At 66.6% G+C, this 9,719-nt stretch carries 10 protein-coding genes and 1 pseudogene; 9 read left to right on the forward strand and 2 right to left on the reverse strand.

The window, feature by feature from the left end; genetic code table 11:
• Window positions 1–40 precede the first annotated feature (40 nt).
• From ACK5F2_RS02650 to ACK5F2_RS02685, 8 genes are all read left to right on the forward strand, one after another.
• Window positions 41–1,684, forward strand: a complete 1,644-nt coding sequence (locus ACK5F2_RS02650; protein ID WP_409862558.1) for a CTP synthase — start codon at window positions 41–43, stop codon at window positions 1,682–1,684.
• Between the two features lie 11 nt (window positions 1,685–1,695).
• The gene (gene kdsA / locus ACK5F2_RS02655; RefSeq protein WP_409862560.1) at window positions 1,696–2,553 is read left to right on the forward strand and encodes a 3-deoxy-8-phosphooctulonate synthase; all 858 of its coding nucleotides are present in this window, start codon (window positions 1,696–1,698) and stop codon (window positions 2,551–2,553) included.
• 72 nt (window positions 2,554–2,625) lie between these two features.
• The gene (locus ACK5F2_RS02660; RefSeq protein WP_409862562.1) at window positions 2,626–2,919 is read left to right on the forward strand and encodes a DUF1330 domain-containing protein; all 294 of its coding nucleotides are present in this window, start codon (window positions 2,626–2,628) and stop codon (window positions 2,917–2,919) included.
• A gap of 122 nt (window positions 2,920–3,041) precedes the next feature.
• Window positions 3,042–4,328, forward strand: coding sequence for a phosphopyruvate hydratase (gene eno / locus ACK5F2_RS02665; protein ID WP_409862564.1), 1,287 nt, complete (start codon window positions 3,042–3,044; stop codon window positions 4,326–4,328).
• 89 nt (window positions 4,329–4,417) lie between these two features.
• A complete protein-coding gene (gene ftsB / locus ACK5F2_RS02670) occupies window positions 4,418–4,687 on the forward strand; it encodes a cell division protein FtsB (RefSeq protein ID WP_409862566.1) in 270 nt (89 codons plus the stop codon).
• Between the two features lie 17 nt (window positions 4,688–4,704).
• Complete coding sequence (gene pnuC, locus ACK5F2_RS02675; RefSeq protein ID WP_409862567.1) at window positions 4,705–5,340, forward strand: nicotinamide riboside transporter PnuC; 636 nt, start codon at window positions 4,705–4,707, stop codon at window positions 5,338–5,340.
• Window positions 5,340–6,035: an AAA family ATPase gene (locus ACK5F2_RS02680; RefSeq protein WP_409862568.1), complete on the forward strand. Its 696-nt coding sequence runs from the start codon at window positions 5,340–5,342 to the stop codon at window positions 6,033–6,035. Before pnuC ends, ACK5F2_RS02680 begins: the two co-directional genes overlap by 1 nt.
• A gap of 137 nt (window positions 6,036–6,172) precedes the next feature.
• Window positions 6,173–7,864 carry a bifunctional metallophosphatase/5'-nucleotidase gene (locus ACK5F2_RS02685; RefSeq protein WP_409862570.1) on the forward strand — a complete coding sequence of 564 codons (1,692 nt, stop codon included), beginning with the start codon at window positions 6,173–6,175 and terminating at the stop codon, window positions 7,862–7,864.
• A 63-nt stretch (window positions 7,865–7,927) separates the two neighbouring features.
• Here ACK5F2_RS02685 and ACK5F2_RS02690 read toward each other — a convergent pair whose 3' ends face one another.
• Both ACK5F2_RS02690 and ACK5F2_RS02695 read right to left on the reverse strand, forming a co-directional pair.
• Window positions 7,928–8,896 (reverse strand): Hsp33 family molecular chaperone HslO, encoded by a 969-nt coding sequence (locus ACK5F2_RS02690; protein WP_409862571.1) that lies wholly within the window; start codon window positions 8,894–8,896, stop codon window positions 7,928–7,930.
• A 6-nt stretch (window positions 8,897–8,902) separates the two neighbouring features.
• The gene (locus ACK5F2_RS02695) at window positions 8,903–9,427 is read right to left on the reverse strand and encodes a gamma carbonic anhydrase family protein (RefSeq protein ID WP_409862572.1); all 525 of its coding nucleotides are present in this window, start codon (window positions 9,425–9,427) and stop codon (window positions 8,903–8,905) included.
• Window positions 9,428–9,479: 52 nt separating this feature from the next.
• On the opposite strand from ACK5F2_RS02695, the pseudogene ACK5F2_RS02700 reads away from it, so the two are divergent.
• Window positions 9,480–9,719, forward strand: a pseudogene (locus tag ACK5F2_RS02700) (DUF455 domain-containing protein); the annotation flags it as partial.

A 9,719-nucleotide genomic window follows, 5' to 3' on the forward strand; every position in this document is an offset into this window, starting at 1 on the left:
CCACCACAGCGTTCCTGCGCACCGGGAACGCTGCAAGACAATGACCAAGTACGTCTTCGTCACCGGCGGTGTCGTGTCCTCCCTTGGCAAGGGCATTGCATCGGCCTCCCTGGCTGCCATCCTCGAATCGCGCGGCCTCAAAGTCACCCTCATCAAGCTCGACCCGTACATCAACGTGGATCCGGGCACGATGTCGCCCTTCCAGCACGGCGAGGTCTTTGTCACCGATGACGGTGCCGAGACCGACCTGGACCTGGGCCACTACGAGCGCTTCATCACCACGCGGATGAAGAAGAGCAACAACTTCACCACCGGCCAGATCTATATGTCGGTGCTGGAGAAGGAGCGTCGTGGTGACTATCTCGGCAAGACGGTGCAGGTGATCCCGCACATCACCAACGAGATGCAGGAATTCATCCGCCGCGGCGCCGGTCACGGCACGCCGGACGCGGTGGATGTGGCCATCGTCGAGATCGGCGGCACGGTGGGTGACATCGAGTCACTGCCCTTCCTGGAAGCCGCGCGCCAGATGAGCCTCAAGATGGGCCCGACCAATGTCGCCTTCGTCCATCTGACCTATGTGCCCTGGATCGCCGCCGCCGGCGAGCTCAAGACCAAGCCCACCCAGCACACGGTGCAGAAGCTGCGCGAGATCGGCATCCAGCCCGACGCGCTGATCTGCCGCGCCGACCGCCGCATTCCGGACGATGAGCGCGAGAAGATCTCGCTGTTCACCAATGTGCCCGAGTACGGCGTGATCTCCATGTGGGACGTGAACACCATCTACAAGGTGCCGCGCGTGCTGCATGAGCAGGGTCTGGACCAGCTGATCTGCACCAAGCTGCAGCTCAACACCAAGGCCGCCGACCTCAAGCGTTGGGACACCCTGGTGCACGAGGTGGAGAACCCGGCCAAGCAGGTCACCATCGCCATGTGCGGCAAGTACACCGATCTGTCGGACTCGTACAAGTCGCTCAACGAGGCTCTGCGCCACGCCGGCATCCACAACCATGCCGGCGTCAAGATCGAGTATGTGGACTCCGAGCTGCTGAACAGCGACAACATCGATCAGCTGGCCCAGTACGACGCCATCCTGGTGCCTGGTGGCTTCGGCAAGCGCGGCGTGGAAGGCAAGATCCTGGCTGCCCAGTACGCCCGTGAACACAAGGTGCCCTATCTGGGCATCTGCCTGGGCATGCAGGTCGCCACCATCGAGTACGCCCGCAATATGGCGGGCCTGACCGGCGCCAACTCCACCGAGTTCGACCCCGAAGCCCCGCACAAGGTCATCGCCCTGATCGACGAGTGGCAGGACGCCGACGGCAGCATCCAGAAGCGCGACGCCAACTCCGACCTGGGCGGCACCATGCGCCTGGGCGCCCAGAGCTCGGACGTCAAGCCCGGCACCCTGGCCTACGACATCTACGGCCCGGTCGTCACCGAGCGCCACCGTCACCGGTTTGAAGCCAACGAGCATTACCTGGACAAGCTGCAGGAAGCCGGCCTGGTGATCTCGGCCATCACCCAGCGTGAGAAGCTCACCGAGATCGTGGAGCTGCCGCGCGAGGTGCACCCGTGGTATGTCGGTGTGCAGTTCCACCCCGAGTTCAAGTCCACGCCCTGGGACGGCCACCCGCTGTTCACCGCCTTCATCAAGGCGGCGCTGACCCACAAGAAGGCCTGAGGATCTAGCCCATGAAGCTGTGCGACTTCGAGGTCGGCATCGACCGCCCCTTCTTCCTGATCGCGGGCACCTGCTCGATCGAAGGTCTGGAGATGTCCATGGAAGTGGCGGGCCGGCTCAAGGAAGCCTGCGGCGCCCTGGGCATCCCGCTGATCTACAAGGGTTCCTTCGACAAGGCCAACCGCTCCGCCGGCAGCAGCAAGCGCGGAGTGGGCATGGACGCCGGCCTGAAGATCCTGGACGAGGTGCGCCGCCAGCTGGGCCTGCCCATCCTGACCGATGTGCATGACGAGAGCCAGGTGGCCGATGTGGCCGCCGTGGTGGACGTGCTGCAGACCCCGGCCTTTCTGTGCCGCCAGACCGATTTCATCCGCGCCGTGGCCAAGTCCGGCAAGCCGGTGAACATCAAGAAGGGCCAGTTCCTCGCGCCCTGGGACATGAAGAACGTCATCGACAAGGCCCGTGAGGCCGCTCGCGAAGCGGGCCTGTCGGAAGACCGCTTCCTGGCCTGCGAGCGTGGCGTGAGCTTCGGCTACAACAATCTGGTGGCCGATATGACGAGCCTGGCCGAGATGCGCAAGTCCGGCGCCCCCGTGGTGTTCGACGTGACGCACTCGGTGCAAAAGCCCGGCGGCCAGGGCGCCACCAGCGGCGGCGCCCGCGAGATGGTGCCGGTGCTGGCCCGAGCCGGCGTGGGCGCCGGCGTGGCGGGCCTCTTCATGGAAACCCAACCGCGGCCGACCGAGGCCTGGTCCGACGGCCCCAACGCCGTGCCCCTGCAGCATATGCGGGCCTTGCTGGAGCAACTGGTCGCCCTGGACCGCGTGGTCAAGGCCCAGCCCCTGCTGGAAAACGACTTCTTCTGCTAACCCCCTAGCGCGGCGCGATCCTCTTAGCAGGCCGCGCCGCTTTTCTTTGCCCTCCCCACGAGCCCTCCGCCCATGAGCAACGCCGCCTACGTCATCGCCGATGTCACCGTGACCGACGCCGAACAGATGGCCAAGTACCGCGAGTGGAGTACCAAGGCCATGCAGGAGCATGGGGCCGAGGTGCTGGTGCGCGGCGGCGCCATCGAGGTGCTGGAAGGGGACTGGCAGCCCAGCCGCCTGGTCCTGCTGAAGTTTTCGGACCACGCCAGCGCCCGCGCCTTCTACGATTCCGAGACCTACCAGCATGCCAAGAGCCTGCGCGCCCAGGCCGGCATCATGCGCATGCTGATCGTGGACGGGGTCTGATCCCGCCGCTGCCGGACGAGGCCGAAACCCACCGAACGATTGTTCAGCGCGCGTAACTTTTAGCTGGCACCATGCGCGCCGAACGTAACTGAGTTACCAACTTCCTACCGGAGACTTTCTCAATGAGCGCCATTGTTGACATCGTTGGACGCGAGATCCTGGACAGCCGCGGCAACCCCACCGTGGAATGCGACGTGCTGCTGGAATCGGGCGTGATGGGCCGTGCCGCCGTGCCGAGCGGCGCCTCCACCGGCTCGCGCGAAGCCATCGAGCTGCGCGACGGCGACAAGAGCCGCTACCTGGGCAAGGGCGTGCTCAAGGCCGTCGAGCACATCAACACCGAGATCAGCGAGGCCGTGCTGGGCCTGGACGCCTCGGAGCAGGCCTTCCTGGACAAGACGCTGATCGACCTGGACGGTACCGAGAACAAGAGCCGCCTGGGCGCCAATGCCATGCTGGCCGTCTCCATGGCCGTGGCCCGCGCCGCCGCTGAAGAGAGCGGCCTGCCCCTGTACCGCTATTTCGGCGGCATGGGCGGCAACCAGTTGCCCGTGCCCATGATGAATGTGATCAACGGCGGCGCCCATGCGAACAACTCGCTGGACCTGCAAGAGCTGATGATCATCCCCGTGGGCGCCCCGAGCTTCCGCGAGGCCCTGCGCTGGGGCGCCGAGGTCTTCCACGCGCTCAAGAAGATCCTGCACGACAAGGGCATCAGCACCGCCGTGGGCGACGAGGGCGGCTTCGCCCCCAGCGTCGAAAGCCACGAGGCTGCCATCCAGCTGATCCTGGAAGCCATCGACAAGGCCGGCTACACCGCCGGCGAGCAGATCGCCCTGGGCCTGGACTGCGCCGCCAGCGAGTTCTACAAGGACGGCCAGTACGTGCTGGAAGGCGAAGGCGGCATCAAGCTGAGCGCCGAGCAGTGGACCGACATGCTGGCCACCTGGGTGGACAAGTACCCCATCATCTCCATCGAAGACGGCATGGCCGAGGGCGACTGGGACGGCTGGAAGCACATCACCGAGCGCTTGGGCGACAAGGTGCAGCTGGTGGGTGACGACCTGTTCGTCACCAACACCAAGATCCTGAAGGAAGGCATCGACCGCGGCATCGCCAACTCGATCCTGATCAAGATCAACCAGATCGGCACCCTGACCGAGACCTTCGCCGCCATCGAGATGGCCAAGCGCGCCGGCTACACCGCCGTGATCTCGCACCGCTCGGGCGAGACCGAGGACTCGACCATCTCCGACATCGCCGTGGGCCTGAACGCCGGCCAGATCAAGACCGGCTCGCTCTCGCGCTCGGACCGCATGGCCAAGTACAACCAGCTGCTGCGCATCGAGGAAGACCTGGGTGATATCGCCGTCTACCCCGGCCGCGCCGCCTTCTACAACCTGAAGTAAGCGACACAGCTCGCGAGCCTCTCCCCCACCCCTCGCCTGCGGTGAACGCCGGCGGGGGTTTTTCATTTCTGGCGGCTACACTTGGCGGCGTGAAAATTCTGGGCCTCATCCTCGCTGCCTTTCTTGTTGCCATCCAGGCTCAGCTCTGGTTTGGCAAGGGTGGTGTGGCCCGCGTGGCCGAGCTCAAAGCCGAGCTCAGCGAGCACCAGGCTCGCAACGAGCAGGCCCGCGCCCGCAATGCCCAGCTCAGCGCCGAGTTACGCGATCTGCGCGAGGGCCTGGAAATGGTCGAGGAAAAGGCGCGCTTCGAGCTGGGCATGATCAAGCCCGACGAGATCTACGTCCAAGTTCGCCGCTGAAGCCTTCTAGCACCGCGATGGACGCCCTGCTGCAGCTGCTGCACCCCCTGTTCACACCCGCCTTCGAGCTGCTGGGCAGCCCCATCACCTGGACCGAAATACTGGCCTTTGTGCTGGCGGTCTGGATGGTGATCTGCAATATGCGGGTCCATGCCCTGGCCTGGCCCTTGGCCCTCATCAGCTCCCTGCTCTACTTTCTCTTGTTCTGGGATGGCAAGCTCTATGGCGAGGCCTCGCTCCAGCTGGTCTTCGCCAGTCTGGCGGTCTGGGGCTGGTGGCAGTGGCTACGGGGCCGTGACGCGCAGGGCCAGAGGCTGCGCGTGCGCCAGATGAGCACGCGGGCGCGCTGGCTGGCCCTGTGCGCCGTGCTGGCCGCCTGGCCCATGCTGGGCCTGCTGCTGGACCGCCAGACCGACTCCCCCGTACCCTACTGGGACGCCTTCCCCACCGTGGCCAGCCTGCTGGGCCAGTACCTGCTGGGCCGCAAATACCAGGAGAACTGGGGCGTGTGGATCATCGTCAACGCGGTCAGCGTGAGCCTGTTTGCCTACAAGGGCTATTGGCTCACCGTGCTGCTCTACGCCGTCTTCATCCCCATGTCCATTGCGGGCTGGCGAGCCTGGCAGCGCCAGCTGGCGCCGGTGCGCGCCTGATGCTGCGCATCGCCCTGATCGGCGCCGAGAGCACAGGCAAAAGCCCGCTGGCGCAGGCGCTCGGCCAGGGCCTGCGCCAGGACAGCGGCCTGCGCTGCGCTGTGGTGCCCGAGCATCTGCGCCACTGGTGCGAGCAGCAGGGCCGCACGCCCCGCCCCGAGGAGCAGGCCGCCATCGCCGCCGAGCAGGCCCGGCAGATCGTGCTGGCCGCACAGAACCATGAGCTCGTGATCTGCGACACCACGCCGCTGATGACGGCGATCTACAGCCAGCTGCTGTTTGGCGACGGGGGCCTGCTGCCCGTGGCCCTGGACTTTCAGCGCCGCTGCGATCTCACCCTGCTCACCGCCCTGGACCTGCCCTGGGTGGCCGATGGCCTGCAGCGCGACGGCCCCCATGTGCAGCAGCCGGTGGATGCGGCCCTGCGTCGCGCCCTGCTGGGTGCCGGCCTGGGCTGGAGCAGCGTGGGCGGCCAGGGCGCGGCCAGGCTGGAGTCGGCACTCAACGCGATCACGCCCCTGCTGCTGCGGCACGGCCTGCTGCGTGGCCGCACCAACGGACTCTTCACCCGGCTGCAGGCACGTCAGCAGGCCATGCCCGAGCAGGCCTGGTTCTGCCAGGACTGCGATGTGCCCGAGTGCGAACACGCCTCCTTGCGGCTGCGCGCTGCGGCGCCGGGCCAGCCCCTGAACTGAGACCCCGGTCCGCGCGCACAGCGTCCGGGCAGGGTGATCCCGCCCTACGCCTGCAAACGTTTGCCCGCTATAGTTGCGGCCGATTACGTAGCACGTAGCACGCGCCGATTCGCATGCCCGCCCCTCGGGAGAAACCCATGTCCCTCAAGAGCAAGCCCCATCGCCTCATCCTGGCCCTGGCCTCCACCCTGCTGCTGGGCGCCTGTGCCACGCAGATGACACCCAAGGCCAGCGGCCCGGTACAGGTCAAGGTCCTGGCCATCAACGACTTCCACGGCAATCTCAAGCCGGCTCCTGGCGGCATCCGCCTGCGCGGCGAGGATCCGCAGGACCCGAACAAGCTGGTGGTGGTGCCGGCCGGCGGCTCCGAGCATCTGCACACCGCCGTGGCCCAGCTGCGAGCCCAGAACCCCAACCACATCTTTGTGGCCGCCGGTGACCTGATTGGCGGCAGCCCCCTGCTCTCCGCCCTGTTCCACGACGAACCCACGGTGGAGTCCCTGGGCCTGATGGGCCTGGACGTGGCGGCCGTGGGCAATCATGAATTTGACGGCGGCATTGCCGAGCTGCTGCGCAAGCAGTACGGCGGCTGCCACCCCAAGGAAGGCTGCAAGGGCCCGACCCGCTTCAAGGGTGCCAAGTTCCAGTATCTGGCCGCCAGCACCTGGGACACGCGCACCGGCAAGACCGTGCTGCCGCCCTACTACATCAAGAGCTTCCAAGGCATTCCCATGGCCTTCATCGGCCTGACGCTCAAGGGCACACCCGAGATCGTCACGCCCGCCGGCGTGGCCGGCTTGCGCTTCGATGATGAGGCCGACACCGTCAACAAGCTGGTGCCCGAACTCAAGGCCAAGGGCATCGAAGCCATCGCCCTGCTGATCCACGAGGGCGGCGTGCCGACCGGCGGCCCCAATGAGTGCCCGGACATCTCCGGCCCCATCGTCGACATCGTCAAGCGCCTGGACAAGGCCGTGGACTTCGTGGTCAGCGGCCACACCCACCGCGCCTACACCTGCCGCATCGACGGTCGCCTAGTCACCAGCGGCGACAAGTACGGCACCCTGATCACCGAGATCGATGTGGTGCTGGACCCCAAGACCCGCGACGTCCTCAGCACCCAGGCCAATAACGTGGTGGTGCGCACCGACCGCTATGCCAAGGAGCCCGCCCAGACCGAGCTGATCGCCGCCTACGAAAAGCTGGCCGCGCCCCTGGCCAACCGGGTGCTGGGCCGCATCGGCGCCACCATCGCGCGTGATCGTGCGCCCAGCGGCGCCAGCCCCATGGGCCAGCTCGTGGCCGACGCCCAGCTGGCGGCCAGCAGCGCCCCCGACAAGGGCGGCGCGGTGATTGCGCTGATGAATATCGGTGGCGTGCGCGAGTCACTCAATCTGCGCCCGAACGGCGAGGTCACCTACGGCGATGTGTTTGCCGTGCAGCCCTTTGCCAACAATCTGGTGACCATGAGCCTCACCGGCGATCAGATCCGCCGCCTGCTGGAGCAGCAGTTCCGCCCCGCGGGTCAGGGCGACCAGATCCTGCAGGTCTCCAAGGGCTTCAGTTATAGCTGGGATGCCCAGGCCCCGCTGGGCTCGCGCGTCGTGGCTGGCAGCATCAAGCTCAATGGCCAGGCCCTGGATCCGGCGGCCAGTTACCGCGTGACGGTCAACAGCTTCATTGCCAGCGGCGGTGACTCCTTCCGCGTGCTCACCGAAGGCAAGAACCTGCTGACCGGCGTGATGGACGTGGATGCACTGGAGGCCTACATCAAGGCCAATCCCCTGCTGCAAGCCAGCCCGCTGGACCGCGTGCAACGACTGAACTGAGGACCAGTCTGAAAAGGAAAGGGGCGCCGCGGCGCCCCTTTCTTGTTCCTGGCCCGACCGGGCTTACTGCACCGTGCCGCTGCCCGGCTGCTGCTGCACCTGGGCGGTAAAGAGCTCGCCCACATCCACCGCGTCGAAGTGGTAGAACAGGCCGCAGAACTCGCAGCCGACCTCCACATCGTCGCGCTCGGCCAGCACCGAGTCCACCTCCTCGCGGCCCAGGCCCTTGAGCATCTGGCCCACGCGCTCGCGCGAGCAGCTGCAGGCAAAGCGCGGTTGCTGGGGCTCGAAGCGCTGCACTGTCTCCTCCCAGAAGAGACGGCGCAAAATGGTATCGGCATCCAGGTTCAGCAGTTCCTCGGCCGTCAGGGTGGCGGCCAGCATGCTGATGCGGTTGAAGTCCTCGGACAGGCCGATACGGTCCTCATTGCGCTCGGCCGCGCCGCTGCGTTCCAGATTGCCCTCGCCCTTGATGGGCAGGCGCTGGATCAAGAGACCGGCGGCGATCTCGTCATTGGCGGCCAGCACCAGCTTGGTGTCCAGCTGCTCGGACTGCAGCATGTAGTGCTCCAGCACCTCGGAGAGCTTCTGCAGGGGCTCGCGCTGATCGCCATGCAGGGGCACCACGCCCTGGTAGGGCTGCTGGCCCGGCAGCTTGTCCTTGGGGTCCAGGGTGATGGCGCAGCGGCCCTGGCCGTGCACATTGAGCATGGCCTCCAGCTGGGCGCCGGCCGGCACCTCGCCCACCACCTTGGCGGTGGTGCGGAAGGCCAGATCCGGCTGCACCTCGGCCACGGCCAGCTTCACCGGCCCGTCGCCCATGACCTGAAGCACCAGGGCGCCGTTGAACTTGATATTGGACTGCATCAGCACGCCCGCGGCCGCCATCTCGCCCAGCAGCTGGCGCACCTCCACCGGGTAGGCCTCGCGGCTGGCGCGGCGCTTGAGCACCTCCTGCCAGCCATCCGTCAGGCGGACCAGCATGCCGCGCACCGGCAGGCCTTGGAACAGGAATTTATGCAGCTCACTCATCAGGGTTCAACCAATCTTCTTCAGTTCAGTCGCGTAAAGACGCGCATTGTTCATGTAGTGGCGGGCGCTGGCTTTCAAGCCCTCTATCTGGGCGGGTGTGAGCTCGCGCAGCACCTTGGCCGGGCTGCCCACGATCAGCACCCCATCCGGAAACTCCTTGCCCTCGGTCACCAGAGCACCTGCGCCCACCAGGGAGTTCTTGCCGATGCGCGCGCCATTGAGCACCACGGCCCCGATGCCGATCAGCGAGTTCTCGCCCACCGTGCAGCCATGCAGCATGACTTGGTGACCCACGGTCACGTTCTCGGCCAGGCGCAGCGGAAAGCCCGCGTCGGCATGCAGCACCGAGCCGTCCTGGATATTGCAGCCCGGCCCGATGTGCAGATGCTCGCTGTCGCCGCGCAGCGTGGCCTTGAACCACACGCTGGCGTTCTCGCCCAGACTCACCCGGCCAATCACCTCGGCCGAGTCGGCCACCCAGGCCGTGTCCGCGATCTCGGGCCGATGTTCGCCCAGCTGGTAGATGGCCATGATGGAAGCTTCCTTTCCAGGCTGCCCGGCGGGCAAAGGCACAATTGTAAGAATGGAAGTCCGAACCCGTGCGCTGGAGGTCTTGTGCGAGACCGAACCCGCGCGCAAATCCCTGGCCGCGCGCCAGCTCTTTGATGCCGCCGGCCAGGGCGCCGCCCTGGAGCCGGGCCTGCACTTGAGCCGCCCGGCCGGCGTGCCGGGCCGGCCCGAGCGGCCCACCCTGGTGCCGACGCTGCAGGTGCCCAAGCGCTCGCCCTTCACGCTGGAGGGGCGCGCCGCCCTGATCCACGCC

Origin of the sequence: Roseateles sp., assembly GCF_046300915.1 — a bacterium.
In the GTDB taxonomy this organism is placed as follows: Bacteria; Pseudomonadota; Gammaproteobacteria; order Burkholderiales; family Burkholderiaceae_C; genus Kinneretia.